The organism is Cryobacterium sp. Y50, from assembly GCF_002929805.1.
In the GTDB taxonomy this organism is placed as follows: Bacteria; Actinomycetota; Actinomycetes; order Actinomycetales; family Microbacteriaceae; genus Cryobacterium.
In genome coordinates this window covers 153079-173711 of the sequence record NZ_PJJM01000105.1, presented here as the reverse complement: position 1 = coordinate 173711, position 20633 = coordinate 153079, and the positions used below count along the sequence as shown (strand labels likewise).

The 20633-nt window shown below is 65.3% G+C and carries 22 protein-coding genes; 9 read left to right on the top strand and 13 right to left on the bottom strand.

Annotated elements, in window-relative coordinates:
* The first annotated feature begins 44 nt into the window (after positions 1-44).
* Complete coding sequence (locus CXY73_RS20875; protein ID WP_104135901.1) at positions 45-845, top strand: HAD-IIA family hydrolase; 801 nt, start codon at positions 45-47, stop codon at positions 843-845.
* A gap of 5 nt (positions 846-850) precedes the next feature.
* Here the strand turns inward: CXY73_RS20875 and CXY73_RS22160 are convergent, their stop codons facing one another.
* From CXY73_RS22160 to CXY73_RS20855, 3 genes are all read right to left on the bottom strand, one after another.
* Positions 851-1996, bottom strand: a complete 1146-nt coding sequence (locus CXY73_RS22160) for a hypothetical protein (protein ID WP_158254176.1) — start codon at positions 1994-1996, stop codon at positions 851-853.
* Positions 1996-2544, bottom strand: coding sequence for an orotate phosphoribosyltransferase (gene pyrE / locus CXY73_RS20860; RefSeq protein ID WP_104178776.1), 549 nt, complete (start codon positions 2542-2544; stop codon positions 1996-1998). Before pyrE ends, CXY73_RS22160 begins: the two co-directional genes overlap by 1 nt.
* Positions 2545-2637: 93 nt before the next feature.
* A complete protein-coding gene (locus tag CXY73_RS20855) occupies positions 2638-2826 on the bottom strand; it encodes a hypothetical protein (RefSeq protein ID WP_104178775.1) in 189 nt (62 codons plus the stop codon).
* Positions 2827-2889: 63 nt separating this feature from the next.
* On the opposite strand from CXY73_RS20855, the gene CXY73_RS20850 reads away from it, so the two are divergent.
* Positions 2890-3804 (top strand): LysR family transcriptional regulator, encoded by a 915-nt coding sequence (locus tag CXY73_RS20850; RefSeq protein WP_104178774.1) that lies wholly within the window; start codon positions 2890-2892, stop codon positions 3802-3804.
* A gap of 14 nt (positions 3805-3818) precedes the next feature.
* Here CXY73_RS20850 and CXY73_RS20845 read toward each other — a convergent pair whose 3' ends face one another.
* The 5 genes from CXY73_RS20845 to CXY73_RS20825 form a co-directional block, all read right to left on the bottom strand.
* Complete coding sequence (locus CXY73_RS20845) at positions 3819-5318, bottom strand: CoA-acylating methylmalonate-semialdehyde dehydrogenase (RefSeq protein ID WP_104178773.1); 1500 nt, start codon at positions 5316-5318, stop codon at positions 3819-3821.
* Positions 5319-5454: 136 nt separating this feature from the next.
* Entirely contained in the window at positions 5455-6810 is a 1356-nt protein-coding gene (locus CXY73_RS20840; RefSeq protein ID WP_104178772.1) for an aspartate aminotransferase family protein, read from the bottom strand.
* Positions 6811-6856: 46 nt separating this feature from the next.
* The gene (locus tag CXY73_RS20835; RefSeq protein WP_104178771.1) at positions 6857-7873 is read right to left on the bottom strand and encodes a TIGR03842 family LLM class F420-dependent oxidoreductase; all 1017 of its coding nucleotides are present in this window, start codon (positions 7871-7873) and stop codon (positions 6857-6859) included.
* A 9-nt stretch (positions 7874-7882) separates the two neighbouring features.
* Positions 7883-9316, bottom strand: a complete 1434-nt coding sequence (gene hydA / locus CXY73_RS20830; protein ID WP_104178770.1) for a dihydropyrimidinase — start codon at positions 9314-9316, stop codon at positions 7883-7885.
* A 79-nt stretch (positions 9317-9395) separates the two neighbouring features.
* Positions 9396-10271: a nitrilase-related carbon-nitrogen hydrolase gene (locus CXY73_RS20825; protein WP_104135912.1), complete on the bottom strand. Its 876-nt coding sequence runs from the start codon at positions 10269-10271 to the stop codon at positions 9396-9398.
* Between the two features lie 152 nt (positions 10272-10423).
* On the opposite strand from CXY73_RS20825, the gene CXY73_RS20820 reads away from it, so the two are divergent.
* From CXY73_RS20820 to cofD, 5 genes are all read left to right on the top strand, one after another.
* Positions 10424-11788 carry a PLP-dependent aminotransferase family protein gene (locus CXY73_RS20820; RefSeq protein ID WP_104178769.1) on the top strand — a complete coding sequence of 455 codons (1365 nt, stop codon included), beginning with the start codon at positions 10424-10426 and terminating at the stop codon, positions 11786-11788.
* A 161-nt stretch (positions 11789-11949) separates the two neighbouring features.
* Positions 11950-12936 (top strand): putative F420-0 ABC transporter substrate-binding protein, encoded by a 987-nt coding sequence (locus CXY73_RS20815; RefSeq protein WP_104178768.1) that lies wholly within the window; start codon positions 11950-11952, stop codon positions 12934-12936.
* A 40-nt stretch (positions 12937-12976) separates the two neighbouring features.
* On the top strand, positions 12977-13993 hold the full coding sequence (locus CXY73_RS20810; protein ID WP_104135935.1) for a putative F420-0 ABC transporter permease subunit: 1017 nt from the start codon (positions 12977-12979) through the stop codon (positions 13991-13993).
* The gene (locus CXY73_RS20805; protein WP_233198507.1) at positions 13984-14772 is read left to right on the top strand and encodes an ABC transporter ATP-binding protein; all 789 of its coding nucleotides are present in this window, start codon (positions 13984-13986) and stop codon (positions 14770-14772) included. Before CXY73_RS20810 ends, CXY73_RS20805 begins: the two co-directional genes overlap by 10 nt.
* On the top strand, positions 14769-15758 hold the full coding sequence (cofD, locus tag CXY73_RS20800) for a 2-phospho-L-lactate transferase (RefSeq protein WP_104135915.1): 990 nt from the start codon (positions 14769-14771) through the stop codon (positions 15756-15758). Before CXY73_RS20805 ends, cofD begins: the two co-directional genes overlap by 4 nt.
* A 3-nt stretch (positions 15759-15761) precedes the next feature.
* Here cofD and cofC read toward each other — a convergent pair whose 3' ends face one another.
* From cofC to CXY73_RS20785, 3 genes are read right to left on the bottom strand one after another with little or no spacing between them, the layout of a single operon-like run.
* Positions 15762-16427: a 2-phospho-L-lactate guanylyltransferase gene (gene cofC / locus CXY73_RS20795; protein ID WP_233198506.1), complete on the bottom strand. Its 666-nt coding sequence runs from the start codon at positions 16425-16427 to the stop codon at positions 15762-15764.
* Entirely contained in the window at positions 16408-16824 is a 417-nt protein-coding gene (locus CXY73_RS20790; protein ID WP_104135917.1) for a type II toxin-antitoxin system VapC family toxin, read from the bottom strand. The genes cofC and CXY73_RS20790 overlap by 20 nt, the downstream gene beginning before the upstream one ends.
* Complete coding sequence (locus CXY73_RS20785; RefSeq protein WP_104135918.1) at positions 16821-17057, bottom strand: AbrB/MazE/SpoVT family DNA-binding domain-containing protein; 237 nt, start codon at positions 17055-17057, stop codon at positions 16821-16823. Before CXY73_RS20785 ends, CXY73_RS20790 begins: the two co-directional genes overlap by 4 nt.
* Positions 17058-17189: 132 nt before the next feature.
* Here CXY73_RS20785 and CXY73_RS20780 point away from each other — a divergent pair, with 132 nt between their 5' ends.
* Positions 17190-17591: a nuclear transport factor 2 family protein gene (locus CXY73_RS20780; RefSeq protein ID WP_146071835.1), complete on the top strand. Its 402-nt coding sequence runs from the start codon at positions 17190-17192 to the stop codon at positions 17589-17591.
* Positions 17592-17823: 232 nt separating this feature from the next.
* On the opposite strand, the gene cofE is transcribed toward CXY73_RS20780, so the two are convergent.
* Complete coding sequence (gene cofE, locus CXY73_RS20775; protein WP_104135937.1) at positions 17824-18621, bottom strand: coenzyme F420-0:L-glutamate ligase; 798 nt, start codon at positions 18619-18621, stop codon at positions 17824-17826.
* 48 nt (positions 18622-18669) lie between these two features.
* Positions 18670-19671 (bottom strand): TIGR03557 family F420-dependent LLM class oxidoreductase, encoded by a 1002-nt coding sequence (locus CXY73_RS20770; RefSeq protein ID WP_104178766.1) that lies wholly within the window; start codon positions 19669-19671, stop codon positions 18670-18672.
* A gap of 125 nt (positions 19672-19796) precedes the next feature.
* On the opposite strand from CXY73_RS20770, the gene CXY73_RS20765 reads away from it, so the two are divergent.
* On the top strand, positions 19797-20633 hold the full coding sequence (locus tag CXY73_RS20765; protein ID WP_104135921.1) for an exodeoxyribonuclease III: 837 nt from the start codon (positions 19797-19799) through the stop codon (positions 20631-20633).

Genomic DNA, 20633 nt, shown 5'->3' with positions numbered 1-20633 from the left:
AACCTCGCGCGGCTAGGCTGAGAGTCGACGAGAAGGAGGGCCTGATGGCACGACGCGACGAAATCGAATGCTGGCTCACCGACATGGACGGTGTGCTCGTGCACGAGAACCAGGCCCTGCCCGGTGCAGCCGAGCTGCTGCAGCAGTGGACCGACTCCGGAACGCCGTTTCTGGTGCTCACCAATAACTCCATTTTCACGCCGCGTGACCTGAGCGCCCGGCTGCGTTCGAGCGGGCTGAACGTGCCGGAGGACCGCATCTGGACCTCGGCGCTCGCGACGGCGGACTTTCTTAAGTCGCAGGTCTCCGGCGGCACCGCGTTTGTGATCGGCGAGGTCGGCATCACGACCGCGCTGCACGAAGCCGGGTTCATCATGACCGAAACCTCTCCGGACTATGTCGTGGTTGGCGAGACGCGCAACTATTCGTTCGAGGCCATCACCAAGGCGATTCGGCTGATTCTGGGCGGGGCGCGGTTCATCGCGACGAATCCGGATGCGACCGGACCGAGCAAGGACGGCCCGATGCCGGCGACCGGGGCAATTGCAGCGCTCATCACCAAGGCCACCGGCATGGAACCCTATGTTGTCGGCAAGCCCAACCCGATGATGTTTCGCTCGGCGATGAACAAGATCGGCGCGCACTCGGAGAACACCGGCATGATCGGTGACCGGATGGACACTGACATTGTCGCCGGTATCGAGGCGGGGTTGCACACGATTCTCGTGATGACCGGCATCAGTGACGAGGCCGAGATCAACCGGTACCCATTTCGGCCAGATGAAATCGTGGCTGGCGTGCACGAACTACTCGCCACCGAGCTGATCGAGAGCGACGAACTCTAGGCCGTTCAGACTCCGGGGCCGGCTCCCATGATGCTCATGCTGAGCGGCTCGGCCGAGGCACGGCTGGCGAAGCAGTAGAAGTTGCGCGGCTCGTCTGTCCACTGTTCTTCGGTGATCGGGTAGCTGCCCTGCATCTGCAGGTTCGGGTAGGCACTGGCCGCGTTCAGGTCCAGAATTCCGGGGCTCGTGCAGAGCAGGTTGATCTGCGCAGCCAATGCAGCCTCGCCCGGAAAGACCGTGGTCTGGTCGCCGCCAAAGTCGCCGCGAAACACCAGCTGAGCCGCATGCGAGGCCGCGCAATCGACGACCGTGAAATCTTCTTCCCACGGCGAGACGTAGGGTTCAAGGCATTCCCCGCCGAACAGGGTGTTCCACTCGTGCACGCCAGCCGGCTGCATCGCGGTGATCTCCGGCGTCGGGGTCGGGGTCGGCGTGGGAGTTGGTGTTGGTGTTGGTGTGGGCGAAGCGGATTGGGTGGGCGCGGACATCGGAACCGGGCTCGCGACGAGCCGTTGGCCCAGATAAAACAGTGCAGCAAGCACGATGGCCGCAAGCAATCCGACGGCTGTCCAGACTAGGCCGGCCTGGCGGGCACCGCCGGTGCCACGCCGGGAGCGGTGGCGGCTCGGCGGCTCGGTGGCTGTCGGCGCCTCGATCGGGGTCGCGGCTCCGGCGATGACGGTCGTGGCGGCCGTAGCGCCGCTGGCCCCAGACTGCGCGGCACCGAACGTGCCCGGGGTAGGCAGCAACTCGGTCGGCTGATCGAAAGCACCCGGTACCGCCAGCAGTTCGGTCGGCTGATCGACGACGTCCTCACCGGCCTGAGAGCGGATGCTCGCCGCCGGGCCCTGCGCGACAGCATCCGTTTCAGAGATGGGCACGGTGACGGTCTCCGCCGGGGCTGTAGGAGTGACGGGTGCCGGCTCGACAGCGGCAACCGGCTCGGCCGTTGCCTCAGCGACGCGTCGGGCCCTTCGCCCGAGCTTGGCCGAAGCAAGCGTGACAGGAACAACAGAAGCGGTGGCATCAGCTTCGTCAGGACCGGATGCCACCGTCGAATCCGCACCGGATTCCACACCCGACTGACCGACGGGCTGGCCGAGCTGCGACGCGAGCCAGTCGATTCCGCGCTCGTCGTCGTCTGGTGCCACTAGCTCAGCCCCAGGTCCTCAAGGGAGATCGCAGCGAGGTAGGGGTAGCCGGCGGCTTCGATCACTTCGCGGGCACCGGTGTCGCGGTCTACCACCACGGCGACGCCGGCGATCTCAGCCCCGATCTTCTGCAGGGCTTCGATGGCGGCGAGTGGCGAACCCCCAGTCGTCGAAGTGTCTTCGAGCACGATCACGCGCTTGCCAGCGAGTTCGGGGCCCTCGACCTGGCGGCCGCGGCCGTGGTCCTTCGGCTCTTTACGCACCACGAACGCGTCGTAGCTCGCGCCGCGGGCCACGCCCTGGTGCATGACGGCGGCGGCGATCGGGTCGGCGCCCATGGTCATGCCGCCGACGGCGACGACGTCGGGAACGTCCTGAATGAGGTCGAGCATGACCTGCCCGATGAGCGGGGCGACTCGATGGTCGAGGCTCACCCGGCGCATGTCCACGTAATACGTGGCCTTCTTGCCGCTCGTGAGAACGAAGTCGCCGTGAAAGACGGCCTCGGCCGAGATGAAGTCGATGAGTCTCTGCCGCGTATCAGTCACGCTCGCCAGCTTAGGGCATGGCTCACAGCCGACTGCAGTCGAGGCAGCGGTGGGGATTCCAGCAGGGTGGAGAGAAGGGAAGAGAAGTGCGAGCTAGAAGACGCGCACCAGGTTGCGACGCTCGACCTGACGGTAGCCATCACGGCGAACCTCGACAACGAGGGCGGCGATAGAGACAACGGCAACGAGCAGGAGTGCGATGAGGATGAACACGAGGTGCCTTTCAGAGGAGAAGAAGTAGCCCGGCACGGAGGCGACACTGCTCGTAAACGACTCTTTCACTACACCACCAGTAACCGTGCAGCACAATCGTTTTATACTGCACGAACTGTTTAGGCTAACTACATGGACGTGCAACGACTTGAACTACTCCGCGAACTCGCCGACCGAGGCAGCGTCACGGCGGTCGCCCTGGCCACCCACCGCACCCCCTCAGCCGTCTCCCAACAGCTGAAAGTGCTCGAACGCGAAGCCGGTCTGCCACTCACCCAGCGTCAGGGTCGCGGCCTCGTACTCACCGACGCCGGCCGCGCCCTCGCCCGGAGCGCAACGGATGTCGCGGTGTCACTCGCGAAGGCGACCGCCCTCTGGGACGAATTTCGAAACCTCGCCACCGGCGAAGTGAGCCTCGTGACCTTTCCCACCGCCGGCCAGATGCTGCTGCCCGGCGTGATCAAGCACCTCAGGCCCGACCTCGTACTCAATTGCGCCGACGAGGACCCCGAGCTGAGCGACTTTCCCGCGTTCACAGCCGAGTACGACATCGTGCTGGCGCACTCGATGAGCGGGCAGCTGTCCTGGGCGGGCCGCGGCCTGAAAGTGGTGCCGTTGATGACCGAGCCGCTGGATGTGGGACTGCCGGTGGGGCATCCGCTTGCTGATCGCACCTGGGTGCGCCCGAGCGACCTGATCGGCGAGACCTGGATCGGCGTGACCGAAGGGTACCCGTTCGAGCGCATTCTGCACGCGATCGAGCAGGAGGCCGGCGCACGGCTGTCGATGTCGCAGCGGTTCGCCGACCTCGCGCTGATCGAATCGTTCGTGATCGCCGGGCTCGGTATCGCGCTCGTGCCGCGCTACACCTCCGGCGGCGGACAGCCGGGCCGCCTCGTGCTGAAACCCCTGCGCGGCATCGAATCCGAGCGTCAAATTGTGGCGCTCATGCGCCCAGACCGTGCCGAACGCCTGGCCGTGCGCACCGTAATAGAGTCCCTGCGCCGCGAGGCGTCGAGGGTGCAACAATCCCAGACCGCCAAATAGCTTCGCGAGAGAACCTAGTGGTTCTGCGGGAAACCCAGGTTGATACCTCCGTGGCTCGGGTCTAGCCACCGACTCGTTACCGCCTTCTCGCGGGTGAAGAAGTTGACACCGGCGGGACCGTAGGCCTTCGCGTCGCCGAACAGCGAGTTCTTCCAACCACCGAAGGAGTGGTACGCGACCGGCACCGGAATCGGCACGTTGATGCCGACCATGCCGACCTGCACCTCGTTCTGGAACCGACGAGCGGCCCCGCCGTCGTTGGTGAAGATCGCGGTGCCGTTGCCGTACTGGCTCGCGTTGATGAGGTCGAGGCCTTCCTGGTAGCTTGCCACGCGCACGATCGACAACACCGGTCCGAAGATCTCGTCGAGGTACACGGCCGAGTCGACACTGACCTTGTCGAATAATGTCGGGCCGAGCCAGAAGCCGTCCGGGTCGCCGTCCACCGTGATGTCGCGCCCGTCGATGACGACGTCGGCCCCGTCGGCCTGGGCAATGTCGATGTACCCGGCAACCTTGTCGCGGTGCACCTTTGTGATCAGCGGGCCCATGTTGCAGCCGCGCATGCCGTCGCCGACGGTGAGGCTCTTGACCCGTTCGGCGATCTTTGCGATGAGCTCGTCGGCGACGGGCTCAACGGCGACGATGACGCTGATGGCCATGCAGCGCTCACCGGCGGATCCGAAACCGGCGTTGACGGCGGCATCCGCTGCCAGGTCGAGGTCGGCATCGGGCAGCACGAGCATGTGATTCTTGGCGCCGCCGAGTGACTGCACGCGCTTGCCGTGCTTGGCGGCCTCCTCGTAGATGTAGCGAGCGATCGGGGTGGAGCCTACGAAGGAGATCGCCTGCACGTTGGGGTGCACGAGTAACGCATCGACAGCTTCCTTGTCGCCGTGCACGACGTTGAACACCCCGGCGGGCAGGCCGGCTTCGGTGAACAACTCGGCCAGCCAATTCGACGAGGACGGGTCCTTCTCGCTCGGCTTGAGCACAACAGTGTTGCCGGCCGCGATCGCGATCGGGAAGTACCACAGCGGCACCATCGCCGGAAAGTTGAACGGGCTGATGATACCGACGACGCCGAGCGGCTGGCGCAGCGTGTACACGTCGACGCCGGTCGAGACGTTCTCGGAGTAGTCACCCTTGGAAAGGTGCGGCATACCGAGCGCGAATTCGACAACCTCGAGGCCTCGAACGATCTCACCGAGCGCATCGGAGGTGACCTTGCCGTGTTCGGCCGTGAGAATCTCGGCTAGGTCGCCCTTGCGCGCGTTCAGCAGTTCGCGAAAGTTGAACATGATGGTCTGGCGGCGAGCCTGGCTCAGGTCGCGCCAGGCGGGGTAGGCCGCCTGGGCAACGGCGACGGCCGCGTCGAGGTCGGCGGTGCTCGCAAGCAGCACGTTCTTGGCGACTTTGCCGGTGGCCGGGTTGAAAACGGGAGCGGTACGGGTCGAGGTTCCGGTGGCAGCGGCGCCGTCAATGTAGTGCTGAATGGTGGGAGTGTCGGTCATGGGTGATCCTTTCAGTGGATGCGCTGGGCTGGCTTTTCGAAATCGCCATCGGTTTTCGCATGGCGGTCTCGACCGGCTAGACCAACGCGCGTTTTGGTGATCGAGGCCAATGGGGGACCCGACTACCGGAGTGGGGTTAAGAGAGCAGGTCGAGGCTGAGTACCTCGTCGTAGATGGCGAGTGCCTCGGCGACCTCGGCGTCGGTGACGACGCACGGCGGCACGACGTGGATGCGGTTCTCCACCAAAAACGGCAGCAGGCCGCGCCCGAGCAGCTCGGCCTTGACCCGAGCCATGACGGCGCCGCTCACCGGCTCGCGAGTCTGCGGGTCGGCGACGAGTTCGAGTACCCAGAACACGCCGACACCGCGCACTTCGCCGATGATCGAATGCCGGGCCTGCAGCGCCTGCAGCCCCGGCTCGAGCACGTCGTGGCCGATGCGGGCGGCGTTCTCGACGATGCCCTCGGCTTTCATCGCATCGAGCGCACCTACGATCGACGCCATGGCGAGCGGATGCCCGCTATAGGTCAGTCCGCCGGGAAAGACCGTCTCGTCAAAGGTCGCCGCGATGGCGTCGGAGATGATCACGCCGCCGGTGGGTACGTAACCGGAATTGACGCCCTTGGCGAAAGTGATCAGGTCGGGCACGACGTCGTACGCCTCGAAGGCGAACCAGTTGCCGGTGCGACCGAAGCCACACATGACCTCGTCGAGGATGAGCACGATGCCGTACTTGTCGCAGAGCGCGCGCACCCCGGGCAGGTAGCCGGCCGGAGGCATCATGATTCCAGCGGTTCCGGGAATCGACTCGAGCAAAATGGCCGCAACCGCCGAGACGCCTTCACCCTGGATGACGCGTTCGAGGTGGTGCAGCGCGCGGGCGCATTCCTCCTCTTCGCTGCTGGCCCAGAATTCGCTGCGGTAGAGAAACGGGCCGAAGAAGTGCACGTGGCCACGCGCGTATTCGTTCGGAATGCGGCGCCAGTCGCCGGTGGCGACCACGGCCGCCCCGGTGTTGCCGTGATACGACTTATAGAGGGAGAGCACCTTGTCACGACCCGTGTGCAGGCGGGCCATGCGCATGGCGTTCTCATTCGCATCCGCTCCCCCGTTGGTGAAGAAGACCTTGTTGAATCCCGCCGGGGCGCGATCGGTGATGCGCTGGGCGGCTTGGCCGCGCGCCAGGTTCGCCGTCGACGGTGCAATGGTGCTCAGCAGAGCGGCCTGCTCGGTGATGGCTTTCACCACCGACGGATGCTGATGGCCGATATTCACGTTCACCAATTGACTCGAAAAGTCGAGATAACTGCGCCCATCGTGGTCCCAGACTCGGCAGCCGAGCCCGCCGGCGATGACGAGCGGCTTCAGCGCCGCCTGCGCCGACCAGGAATGGAAGACATGGGCCCGGTCGAGTTCGCTCGTGTGCGCATTGAGACTTGGCGTCCCTCCGGTGGCTGCGGGAGGGACAGTGTGTGTGCTGGTGTCAGTCACGTATATCGCTGGCTTTCTGGGTCGGTGGTGGTGGAGATGAAAAATGCTACTTCGTGGCCATGATGGAGTCGGTGAGGGCTGGAATCAGGGTTTCGCCGTAGACGCGCATGGTTTCTTCCTTGTTGTCGTGCTGCAGATAGCTGGCGAACTGGTCGACGCCGAGCTCCTTGAGTGCCTCGAGCTTCTCGAGGTGGTCTTTCGCGGTGCCGAGCAGGCAGAACCGGTCGACGATCTCGTCGGGCACGAAAGCGGCGTGCTCGTTGCCCGCCTTACCGTGCTGGTTGTAGTCGTAACCCTCACGGTTTTTGATGTAGTCGGTGAGAGCAGTGGGGATATTGGAATCGGCGCCGTACTTGGCAACGATGTCGGCCACGTGATTGCCGACCATGCCCCCGAACCAGCGGCACTGGTTGCGCATGTGTTCCCAGTCTTCGCCGATGTAGGCCGGGGCGGCGACGCAGAATTTAATCCTTAATGGGTCGCGGCCGGCGTTCGAGGCGGCGGTGCGCACACTCTCGATCATCCACTTGGCGACATCGAGGTCAGCCATTTGCAGAATGAAACCGTCGCCGACCTCACCGGCAAGTTTGAGCGCGAGCGGACCGTAGGCGGCGACCCACAGTTCCAGGCTCGAGCCGTGGCTCCACGGAAACTGCACCGTGGCACCGTTGTATTCGACCGGGCGGGAGTTGGCGAGCTCGCGAATGACGTGGATCGATTCGTGCAGGGTCTTGAGGGTGGTCGGGGCGCCGTTGGTGGTGCGCACCGCCGAGTCGCCGCGGCCGATGCCGCAGATGGTACGGTTCCCGAACATCTCGTTGAGGGTCGCGAAGGTCGACGCCGTCACGGTCCAGTCGCGCGTCGCCGGGTTGGTGACCATGGGTCCGACGATGATCTTGCTGGTCTCGGCCAGGATGCGGCTGTAGATCACATAGGGTTCCTGCCAGAGCAGGTGTGAGTCAAAAGTCCAGACGTGGCTGTAACCGTGTGCCTCGGCCAGTTTTGCCAGTTGCACGGTACGCGCCGACGGCGGGTTGGTCTGCAGTACTGCTCCGAAATCCATGGTTTTCCCTTAGATCAGGTACTGGCTCAGGCCGCGCTTGATGTAGCGGCCATCACCCTTGGTGCCCAGGTAGGCGAAGCCGTCGATGACGACCTTGCCGCGGGAGATGACGGTGTCGACGTGGCCGTCGATCTCGTAGCCCTCCCAGGCGGAGTAGTCCATGTTCATGTGATGGGTCTTCACCCTTCCCGTTTCAGGCATCCCGATCGACGTGTGCCCGTTCGGGTCGTAGATGACGACGTCGCCGTCGGCGCCGGGCGCGATCACGCCCTTCTGGCCGTACATGCCGAACATGCGCGCCGGGGTGGTGGAGCAGACCTCGACCCAGCGTTCGAGGGAAATCTTGCCGTCAACGACGCCCTGATACAGCAGGTCCATCCGGTGCTCGACCGAGCCGATGCCGTTGGGAATCTTGGAGAAGTCGGTCAGGCCCATGTCCTTCTGCCCTTTCATGCAAAACGGGCAGTGGTCGGTGGAGACCATCTGGATGTCGTTCGTGCGCAGGCTCTGCCACATGTGATGCTGATGACCCTCGACCCTGGCGCGCAGCGGCGTCGAGCACACCCACTTGGCCCCCTCAAAACCCGGAGCGCCGAGATTGTCTTCGAGGGAGAGGTAGAGGTACTGCGGGCAGGTCTCGCCGAACACGTTCTGCCCGTTGTGCCGAGCTTCGGCAATCTGGTCCACGGCCTGTTTAGCTGAAACGTGCACTATATAGAGAGGAGCGCCGGTGAGGTTGGCGAGCATGATCGCCCGATGGGTGGCCTCTTCTTCGGCCTGCCAGGGCCGGGTGAGGCCGTGGTACAGCGGGCTGGTGTTACCGGCGGCGACCGCCTGCTGCACGAGCAGGTCGATGACACTGCCGTTCTCGGCGTGCATCATGATCATGCTGCCGTTCGTGGCCGCGCGCTGCATGGCTTTGACGATCTGACCGTCATCACTGAGGAACACGCCCTTGTAGGCCATGAACAGTTTGAAACTCGAGACGCCCTCGTTGACGAGTTCGTCCATTGCGGTCAGTGAGCTGTCTTGCACGTCACTGAGGATCTGGTGAAAGCCGTAGTCGATGGCGCACTGGCCGGCAGCCTTCTGCTGCCAGGCGGCGTAGCGCTCGAGCACGTCCTCGCCGGTGTACTGCACGACGAAGTCGACGATGCTCGTCGTTCCGCCCCAGGCAGCAGCACGGGTTCCGGTTTCGAAGGTGTCGCTGGCCTGGGTGCCACCGAACGGCATCTCCATGTGGGTGTGGGCGTCGATACCGCCGGGGATGACGTATTTGCCGCTGGCGTCGATGATGCGGTCGACATTGCCCGCGACATCGAAGCCGAGCAGGTTCGAGCCGGGCGCGAGCACGGCAGCGATTTGCTCCCCGTCGATGAGCACATCGGCGACTCCTCGGCCCGTGGCATTGACCACGGTGCCGTTCTTGATCAAAGTCTTCATGGCATCCTCTTCGCTCAAAAGTGTCAGGGCCAGCGGATGCCGCCGACCGGGTCGGTCGGCAGCATCCGTTCTATGCGCTTCAAGGAGCGACGAGGGCCTCATACGAGTCGGGGCGACGGTCGCGGTAGAACTGCCAGGAGTTGCGCACCTCGCGAATGACGCCGAGGTCGAGGTCGCGCACGACGATCTCCTCGGTGTCGGTCGAGGCTCGCTCGCCCACGTAGTTGCCCTTGGGGTCAACGAAGTAAGAGCTTCCGTAGAACGTCACGGCCTCGTCGCCGAATTCGGACTTCTCATTGCCGATACGGTTGTTCGCGCCGACGTAGTATTGGTTGGCGACCGCGGCAGCTGGCTGCTCGAGCTCCCACAGGCGGTTGGACAGCCCCGGCTTGGTCGCCGAGGGATTGAACACGATCTCGGCGCCGTTTAGGCCGAGTACTCGCCAACCCTCGGGAAAATGGCGGTCGTAGCAAATGTAGACGCCGATCTTGCCGTACTTGGTGTCAAAAACCGGGTAGTCAGTGTTGCCCGGGCGAAAGTAGAACTTCTCCCAGAACTGCGGCAGGTGCGGGATGTGGTGCTTGCGGTACTTGCCGAGATAGGTTCCGTCGGCGTCGATGACCACTGCGGTGTTGTAGAGCACGCCGGGCTGTTCTTCTTCGTACATCGGCACGACGATGACCATGTTGTACTCGGCGGCGAGCTTTTGAAACCGCTCAACAATGGGGCCGGGCACGGGCTGGGCGTAGTCGTAATACTTGGCGTCTTGCACGATGCCGAAGTAGGGACCGTGAAAGAGTTCCTGAAAGCAGATCACCTGCACGCCCTGAGCGGCCGCGGTACGCACGAAGCCCTCGTGCTTTTGAATCATCGATTCTTCGTCGCCGGTCCAGGTGGCCTGAGTGATAGCCGTACGAACAATGTTCCTGGTATCGGAGGTGGTGCCGTTACTCATGCTGTGCCTTCCACTTGCTTTCGTTAGTCAATGACCGTTACGAACCGCGTTGTTCGTATTGTTATTATTTGACGTAAACATTTCAAATGTGTTTCTCTGTGTATCGCACGCATTAATCATCCTGTCGGCCAACGCAGTCAGAGGCAAGGGCAATGCAGAACTTTATCGACGAAATTGAGCAACGCACCCCCGCGGGGATCGCCGCTGCCATTGGGCGGCTGATCACCTCTGGGCGCCTCACACCGGGCGACCGCCTGCCCACCGTGCGGGTGCTGGCCGGCGAGCTCGGTGTGAGCCCCGCGACCGTCAGCCACGCCTGGCAGGCGCTCGCGGCGGTCGGGCTGATCGTGTCGCGCGGCCGCGGCGGCACTTTCGTGCAGGACAAAGCGCCCAACTGGTTGCCGGCTCGCAGCCAGTCCATGATCGGCGCGGTTGGCCCCGCCCGGCTCGACCTCTCCCGCGGTACGCCAGACCCGCGGTTGTTGCCGCCGCTGGGACCTGCGCTCTCCCGGGTTGCACAGCGCGCGGTTACCCCGAGCTATCACGACCTGCCGATCATTCCGGAGCTCCTCGAGGTGCTGCAGGCTTCATGGCCGTACCCGGTGGAGACGATCACCATCGTGGACGGCGCTCTCGACGCCATTTCGCGCAGCCTCGACGCAGTGACCCGGTTCGGCGACCGGGTCATCGTGGAGAACCCATCGTTTCCGCCGTTCTTCGACCTGCTCGACCAGCTCGGCCTCGAACGCCTGCCGGTGGCCGTCGATCAGCACGGCCTGGTTCCCGCCGATTTTGCCGCAGCGCTCAAGCTCGGCCCGGTCGCTGTCATTCTGCAGCCGCGCGCCCACAACCCGACCGGGACGTCGATGAGCCTCAAGCGTGCCGAGCAGCTAGCCGGGCTGTTGCGCGCGGGCGCCGCGTCGAAGACCATCGTGATCGAGGACGATCACTCGGCGGATATCAGCATCGCGCCCGATGTGAGTCTCGGCCGGTGGCTGCCCGAGCGCACCCTGCACGTGCGCAGCTTCTCGAAGACGCACGGCCCCGACCTGCGCATGGCCGCGCTGGGCGGTCCCGCTGCGCTCATCGAACCGATTGTGTCGCGGCGCCTACTCGGCCCCGGCTGGACCAGTCGCATGCTGCAGACTATTCTGCACGACCTGCTCACCACCGGCGACAGCCTGGCGCGGGTCAGCGAGGCCCGTCACATCTACTTTGCGCGGCAACGCGCCCTCTCCGAGGCGCTCCGCGAGTTCGGACTCAACGTCAGGCAAGCCGACGGCATCAACACCTGGCTGCCGGTGCAGAACGAGCGCGATGCCCTGGTACGCCTCGCCGCCTCGGGCATTCGGGTGGCCGGCGGCTCGCCGTTCCTGGCGACCAAGGGCGGTCCCGCGTTCATTCGGGTGACCGCCGGCGCCCTGCCCGATGACGTGCGACCGGTAGCCGAAGCGCTGGCCGCGGCGGCGCATCCGTCTGATTCGGCCGTACACCCGATCGGTGCGCGCTGGGCGTAGTGCCGCCGGGTTTAGAGTTGAGGCAGACCACCGGTTTGCTTTGACCGGCCCCGCTGGCCTGGATTTGGGCTGAGGTCCACCAATACTGTGCCAACGACACCGTGCCAGTTTGCGCCCGCGCTGCTTCGTGCAGCCCACCGTGACGAGTCGAAAGAGACCTCATGTTTCGAATTACCGCGCGCGCCGCCGCTCTTGCCGCCGGGGCCCTGTTTTTGAGCGGATGCGCCGCCACGGCCACCCCCGCCGTCTCACCCACCGAGACTCCAGCCGCCAGTGCGAACTACCCGGTCACCGTCGACAACTGCGGCACGAGCCTGACCGTCGCGGCCGCGCCGGAACGCATCGTGTCGATCAAGTCCTCGGCGACCGAACTGTTGCTCGCCCTCGGGCTCGGCGACCGCATTGTCGGATCGGCCTTTCTCGACGGCCCGCTGCCCGATTCACTCGCCGCCGAAGGCGCCGACCTCAACGTGATCAGCGACTTTCTGCCCGGGCGGGAGGCCGTGCTCGGTCTGAACCCCGACTTCATCTACGGCGGGTGGGAGTCCAACTTCACCGCCGACGGCGTGGGCGAACGGGCCGGTCTCGCCGAACTCGGCATCGGAAGCTACGTCTCGCCGGCCGCCTGCAAGGGCGACGCCATGCCCAGCCCGCTCACCTTCGAGACCGTGTTCACCGAAATCACCGAGGCCGGTGAGCTCTTCGGGGCAGCGGATGCCGCCGCCGATCTGGTCAGCACCCTGGAGACCGAGCTCGCCGCGCTCGAACCGGCCTCGGCGGGGACCACCGCAGTCTGGTACTCGAGCGGCACGACCACCCCCTACGTTGGCGCGGGCATCGGCTCGCCGGCCATAATTATGGAGGCCGCCGGGCTCAGCAATATCTTTGCTGACGTGGTCGACACCTGGACCTCGGTCGGCTGGGAATCGATCATCGAGGCCAACCCGAGCGTCATCGTGCTCGTTGACGCCACGTGGAACACCGCGGCGGCCAAGATCGCCCACCTGGAATCCGACCCGGCCACTCAGGTGCTCGACGCCGTGAAAAACCAGCGCTACGTCATTTTGCCGTTCGCGGCGACCGAGGCCGGCCCGCGCAACGTCGAGGCTGCCTCTTCCGCCATCGCCCAACTCTCCAGCTTCGAGTGAGCCGCTCCTGGCCGCTCTCGCGTCCCGTTCGGTGGGGTTCGTGACCCGGAGCAGGTACCTCGCCTGGCTCGTGGCCGCGGCGGTTGCCCTCGTCGTCGTGTGCGGGGTAGCGGTGACCATCGGGCCAGCCGCAGTCAGCCTGGCGCAGGTGGCCGGCAGTATCGGCGCGCACCTCGGCCTCGCGACCGAGCCGGTGCCTTTGCTGGTCGACTCGATCGTCTGGCAACTGCGACTGCCACGGGTACTCACGGCCGCGCTGGTCGGCGCCGGCCTCGCCATCAGCGGCGCGGTGATGCAGAGCGTGACGCGTAACCCCCTCGCCGACCCGTACCTGCTCGGACTCTCGAGCGGGGCATCCGTCGGCGCGGTCTGCGTGGTCATTCTCAGCATCGGCTTCGCCCTGCCGGTTGCAGCGTTTGCCGGGGCATTGCTGGCCCTCGTGGCGACGCTCAGCATCGCCAAGGTCGGCGGAACAATCACCCCGGTGCGGGCTGTGCTCGCCGGGCTGGCCATCGCCCAACTCGCCGGCGCCCTGACCTCGTTCATCATTTTCTGGGCGGCCAAGGGCGACTCCTACCGGGAGATTCTCAACTGGCTGCTCGGCTCGGTGGCCGGCGCCACCTGGGAGAGCGTCGCGATCGCGGCGACGGCCGTGGCGGTCGTCGGCACCGGCATCCTTTTGTCGGCGACCCGGCTTGACGCATTCGCCTTCGGTGATACCTCGGCGGCGAGCCTCGGTATCAATGTCAACCGCACCCGCTGGGCGCTGCTCGGTGCGGTCGCGCTGTTGACCGGAGCCATGGTGGCCGTCAGTGGATCGATCGGGTTCGTCGGACTCATTCTGCCGCACCTCGTGCGCGGCATCAGCGGGCCGGGCCATCGCCGGCTGCTGCCGCTCGTCGCCGTCTGCGGCGCGCTGTTTTTGGTCATCGCCGACACGCTCGCTCGCACGGTGTTCGATCCGCGCGAGCTTCCGGTCGGCATCATCACAGCCTTCATCGGCGTGCCGGTGTTTATTTTGCTGATCAAGAGAAAGAAATCGCATTTGTGGGCGTAGACCTGAACGGTCTGTCGTTCGGCATCGACGGCAGCATGATTTTGCGCGACATCTCCGCGTCGATGCCCACCGGCAGCGTGACCGGGCTGCTCGGGCCGAACGGTGCCGGAAAATCCACGCTGCTGCGCCTCGTGGCTGGCATCGAACAAGCGGCTGGAGGCACCGTCGACCTCGACGGCGTCACGGTTGGATCCCTACCGCGCCGCGAAGCGGCCCGCCGCATCGCCCTGCTCGAACAGAACGCGTCGCCGAGTGTGGAACTCACCGTGCTCGAGGTAGTGCTGCTCGGGCGTATTCCGCATCGCAGCCGACTGCTCGGCTCGTTCGCCGCCGGGGATGACCGCGCTGTCGCCCTGAGAGCCCTCGCCTCGGTCGGCGCGGCATCACTCACCGACCGATCCTGGCAGACCCTCAGTGGCGGGCAGCAGCAGCGCGTGCAAATTGCCCGGGCGATGGCGCAGCAACCGAGCCTGTTGCTACTCGACGAACCAACCAACCACCTCGATGTAAGCGCCCAGCTGTCGCTGCTTGCTCAGGTGCGCGACCTGCAATTGACGGCGATCATGGCGCTGCACGACCTCAACCTCGCCGCCGCGTACTGTGACCACATTCTGCTGCTCGACGCGGGTCGACTGGTCGCCGCTGGCACGCCCGCCGAGGTGCTGACCCCCGAAATTATCGGAGCCGTCTATGGGGTGGACTGTTTCATTCTGGCGCATCCACGCGGAGGGCATCCGGTTATCGTCTACTCGGCCCCCACATCGAAGGGAAACATATGAGAAATGTCACTGTCCTGGCCGGAGGGGTCGGAGGCGCCCGCTTCACCCGGGGGCTGCTGGCGCACCTCGCCGTTGCAGCACCCGATACGGCGGTCACTGTGATCGTGAACACCGGCGACGACCTGTGGCTCGACGGGCTGCGGATCTGCCCCGACCTCGACACAATCATGTACACGCTGGGCGGTGGTATCAACGAGGAGCAGGGCTGGGGCCGACCCGCTGAAACCCGCCGGACCTCAGCCGAGATCGCCGCCTATGGTCGCGGCTGGTCGTGGTTTACACTCGGGGACCTCGACCTCGCCACGCACATCGTACGAACCGATCTGCTGCGAAATGGCTCTACCCTGTCGGAGGCGACCGAGTTTCTCTGCCGCCGCTGGCAGCCGGGGGTGCGGCTGTTGCCGATGAGCGATCAGCCGGTCGAAACTCACGTATGCCTCGCGGAGAATATTGACGAACATGCTAGTGGCGATTATATTCACTTTGAGGAATGGTGGGTTCGGTACCGCGCTCGGGTAGCCGTGAGCGGATTCATCCAGCGCGGACTCACCGACGCGGTCGCCGCTCCGGGTGTACTCAAAGCCATCAACACGGCCGACTTCGTTGTGCTTCCGCCGTCGAATCCGGTTGTGTCGGTCGGCACGATTCTGGCGGTGCCTGGCGTGCGCGACGCCCTGCGCTCCACGGCCGCCCAAGTGGTCGGGGTGTCCCCGATCATCGGCGGCGTGGCGGTGCGTGGGATGGCCGACGCGTGTCTGTCGACAATTGGAGTGGAGACGACCGCTGTGGGCGTGGGTTTGCACTATGGGTCGCGGCATTCCGGCGGGATACTCGATGGCTGGCTGATCGATGAAACGGATGCCACGGCGCTGCCCGCGCTGGCGGCCGCCGGCATCCGCTCAGCTGCGGTGCCACTGTGGATGACCGACCTGCCCACCACGACCGCGCTGGCCGGCGCCGCGCTGCGTCTGGTTGCCGCTAACTAAACTTCAGTGCTGAACACTATCGAGCAGCACGCTCGTGTTCGGCCCGAGCCCGAGCGCGCGTGCCACGTCGAGGTCGGCGGCGGTATCCACGTCGCGCCGAATCGATGAGCGCGACGGTAGATCGAGCACCACGTGGCCGGCCTTCTCGTGCGCGGCGCGGGAGTCCAGGCCGAACCGGGGCACCAACATGACGCCCGCTCGGGCCAACAGAGTCGTCGTGCCAATGCCTTCGGCGTCCGGCACCATCGAGCGCAGATGTGCCGCGGCGAGCCCGAACACGGTGTCGACATCGGCCAATCGCAGGGCGGGCAGGTCCCCGGTCATCACGGCTAGGTTCGCATCCGGGCAAACGAGCCGGGCCGCGGCGATGCCCTGCTCGATCGCGGCGTTTAGCCGGTCGTGCCCCGTGGTGTTGGCCACCGTTTCCGGCACGATCACCGCCCCGAGGGCAGCGAGGCGAATACCGAGGCGCCCGCTGCCGGTCACCACGAACACGCGGTCCACGGCGGATGCTGCGAGTAGCGCCGTCACCGTGTCGAGAGCGATCGTGTCGGCGAGCGCCGCCCGCTCCGGCATGTTCCCGAGCCGGCTCTTGGCGCCCGAGCTTCCTTTGACCGGCACCACGACGACCCAGCCGGCGGCCAACGAGTTAGCGGCCAACGACTTCAAGCCGAACGCCAATGGCATCATAGGTCGCTTTGGCACGAGCATCTCGGGTGGCGAGAACACAGTCATTCTCCTGTGCCGCGAGGGCCACTAATGCATCGTAGACAGCACCACCGGCAAGACCCAGGTCTGCGAGGACTGTCGGCAACCGACGTGCCGTTTCAGCGGACATCAGGACCGGTGTCACAAACCGCGTCGCCAAGAGTCGGGACGCCGATTCGGGGTCAAGCCGTGCGTCACCGGGCAACCGCGTGAGCACCGAATAGGTCTCAGCCAGCGCGTGCCCGGCAAGCGCCACCTCACGTCCCTGCCACCAGTCGACAACCGCTCGGTGCGCCCGGTGGCTCGTTACGAGCAGGGGAATCGCGACGCTGGTATCGAGTGCGACGAGCGTCTTCAACGGCGTCCGGCATCGATCAGGCCAAAGACGATGTCATCGTCGATGGGAGTCGAGGACGCAGCCACCAGCACCCCGGCTTCGTCGACGAGTCGGGCTGTCCGTCCCGCTGGCAGAACCTGCAGCCCACTACCGTATTGAGAAATATCCACGGTTGACCCGGGGTGGAGTCCCAGTGCATCGCGCAGGGCCTTGGGGACCATGAGCCGGCCGACGGCATCGAGAGTTACTTCCATAGGGATTACGTTACCAGCGCTTTCCCTCTCTGGCGAGCACGCTCCAGGGACCACCCGGCGCGGTAGCCTCAAGGGTCGAGTAGATACATCCATCGACCCGACTACGTTCGTTGGAACGGCCCAGGAGGTCCCATGTCAGCGTCACTCACCGCACAGTCACTTACCGCACAGTCACCCACCACACAGTCACCCACCGCACAGGCTCGGGCGCTCCCCATGGCGGTTGTCACCTACCTTGAGCGCAGCGTCAGCGCCAAGCCAGCGTCAGCCCGCCAGACCTTCGTCGAAAACGCTGTCGTCGTGGATGACGGCAAGACGTACACCGGCGAAGCGGCCATCGCGGCCTGGCTGGCGGGCAGCGCCGCGGAGTTTGAGTACACCACGACGCTGCTGGGTACCGAGACAGACGAGTCAGCGACGACCGTCATCAATCGCATCGAGGGCAACTTTCCGGGCCGCAGCGTCGACCTGAGCTACCGCTTCGAACTCGAGCCCGAGACCGGCCTGATCCAGAACCTCACCATCTCGATCTAGGATTCTTCGCCTGCGAGGCGCGTCCGGCAGGCCCGGTTTCCAGCAGAGTGGATGGCGGGACCAATTGCTGCAGACACGCCCGGCTCCGGCTGGCGGACGGCACGGGTCGCGCTGCCATGTGCTGCGCCAGCACCTCGCTGTTGCTCGCGCGGCTGACAAGCCAGGCGCGCGAGCCGGTCACGACAGCGCCTGCAGGAAACGGCCGCGCACTGCCCGGCCCGCCCCGCGAAGCTCAGCTGGCCGAACCCGTCGCACCGCCGGCGGCGCGCCCGGCCGCGAAACCCTCCGCGTACCCTTCGGCGCGGGCCTCAGCCGTGCCGAGTCGAAACATGTCGGTGTCGCTCGGCCGTTGCAGCGCCCGCGCACCGGCGACATCCATTTCTCCGACCAGTCGACCGAGACCGCGGATCACAGCGACCGGGTTGCCGCTGGTCTTGCCTTGGACCAGGTCGGCGGCGCCGGCGATCTCGTCGGCGACCGCCGCGACGGTGACGTCGAGGCGGCGACCGGAGGCATCCGTTGTGCCGCGCAGGTCATCGAGTACCGCGAGCCCGGCCGCACCAATGGCAATGTCGGTCTGGCCTTCCCGCCACGGGCGTCCGGCGGTGTCGGTCACGAGCACGCCGAGCCGCAGTCCGGTGCGTTCGCGCAGGGCCGCGCAGATGGCACGCGCCGACTTATCCGGATCAACCGGCAGCAACAGCACCACCCCGTCGGGCGCATTGCTGGTGTCGACGCCGGCCGCCGCCATGACCAGGCCCTGCCGGTTCTCGACGATGCGGGTGAGGCCGCCGGGGTACGCCCGCGACGCCACGATGCGCACGGTCTCGTCGGTGATCGCTTGTTCCCGATCGGCGGCGCGGGCGAAACGTCCTTCGGCTTTGGAGACGATTTTGCTGGTCACGACCAGAATATCGCCGTCTATCAGGCGCGACTGTGCGGCCTCGGCGATCAGGTCGGCGAGGTCGTCGCCAGCCTGAATCTCGCCAAAACCACCGAGGGTGAACACCTTGAGGCCGAATAGCTCCATAGCGCCCACTTCAGCGGCCGCGGCGTCGGGCCGGGAATCGTACGTCATCTACCGAACGAGCTTCGGCAGAACGGATGCACCGAAGACGTCGATCCACTGCTTCTGATTGCGGCCCACGTTGTGCAGGTAGATGCGATCGAAGCCGAGGTCGACGAACTTCTGAATGTACTTGCGGTGTTCGTCGGGGTCGGCCGAGATGATCATGCGGCCCTCGAAATCTTCGGGGCGCACCAGCTTGGCCATCTGCTCGAACTCGAACGGTGAACGAATGTCCCCCTTCGGAAACTTCATGCCACCGTTCGGCCACTCGTGCAGCGCGTTGGTCCTGGCCTCTTCGTCGGTTTCGGCCCAGCTCATGTGCAGCTGCAGCACCTTGGGCATCGCCGAAGGGTCCTTGCCGGCCTCGCGGGCACCGTCATCGAACTTGCCGAACAGCATTGAGATCTTCTCCAGCGGAGCGCCGACCGTGATGAGGCCATCGGCCAGGCGACCGGCGCGCTTAGCGGTGACCGGTCCGGCGGTGGCAACCAGAATCTCCGGAGCGATCTCGGGCATGGTCCATAACCGGGTTGACTCGAGCTTGAAGAACTGGCCGGAATGCTTGACGTCCTTACCGGCGATCGAGCCGGTGAACAGCTTCGAGATGATTTCGATGGCCTCGAACATGCGGTTGATGCGTTCGGGAGCTTCGGGCCAGTAGCCGCCGACGATGTGCTCGTTCAGGGCTTCACCCGAACCCAGGCCCAGCCAGTGCCGGCCGGGATACATCGAAGCAAGCGTTGCGGAGGCCTGGGCGACCATGGCCGGGTGCCAGCGAAAGGTCGGCGCGGTCACGCCGGGGCCGAAGTCACCCGTGGTGCGCTCGGCGATCGAGGCAAGCACGCTCCAGACGAAACTCGACTGGCCCTGGGCCGGAACCCACGGTTGAAAGTGGTCGGCCGCCATCACGCCGGTGAAGCCGTGCTCCTCGGCGTAGGCCGAAAGAGCGACCGCCTCGGCCGGTGCGAACTGCTCCAACATGGCCGCATAGCCAATCTGCAACTCCGTCATTGTGACCTTCCTGCGCATTGGTGACTGTACCTATCAACTGCGTACCCATTCAATCGCAACACGGCTCGGGCCGCATTCGATACCACGAGCAGCAGCATCCGCTTCGCGGCTTATAGGCTGGTGGCATGCGCATCGCCACCTGGAACGTCAACTCCGTTCGTGCCCGCTCCGGACGAATCGTCGACTGGATGGAACGCGAGGATATCGACGTTCTGGCCATGCAGGAGATCAAGTGCAAGCCCGAGCAGTTTCCCTCGCAGGTGTTCGAGGACGCAGGCTACGACCTCGCCATCCACGGTCTGAGCCAGTGGAATGGCGTTGCGTTTGCCAGCCGCGAGCCGATGACCGATGTCGTCACCAATTTTCCGAATATGCCCGGCTTCCTGAAGGGTGCGGTCGGTCCAGACCAGCCGCTCGAGGCGCGCGCGCTCGGCGTGACCGTGAACGACCTGCGCCTGTGGAGCTTGTACGTGCCGAACGGGCGCGCGCTCGGCGACCCGCACTACGACTACAAGCTGGCCTGGCTGAGGGCCCTCGAGACCCACGCGGCCGCGGAACTTAGCCAGCATCCGGCGCTCGCGCTGGCCATGATGGGCGACTGGAACGTCGCGCCGCGCGACGAAGATATGGGTGACCCGAGCTTCGTACTCGGCGTTTCTACTCACATTTCGGCGCTTGAGCGCGCGGCGTTCGACGCCTTCGAGCAGGCCGGCTTGACCGATGTCGTGCGGCCGATCGTGCCGGAAGGGTTCACCTTCTGGGACTACAAACAGCTGCGATTTCCGCGCAACGAGGGTATGCGCATCGACTTCATTCTCGGCTCGCCCGCCTTCGCCGATCTGGTAACGGATGCCAGCATCCACCGCAACGAGCGCAAGGGCGACGCCCCGAGCGACCACGTTCCAGTGCTCGTCGACCTCGACCTGGGCGGCGATGACGACGACCGCCCGATGATCTTCTAA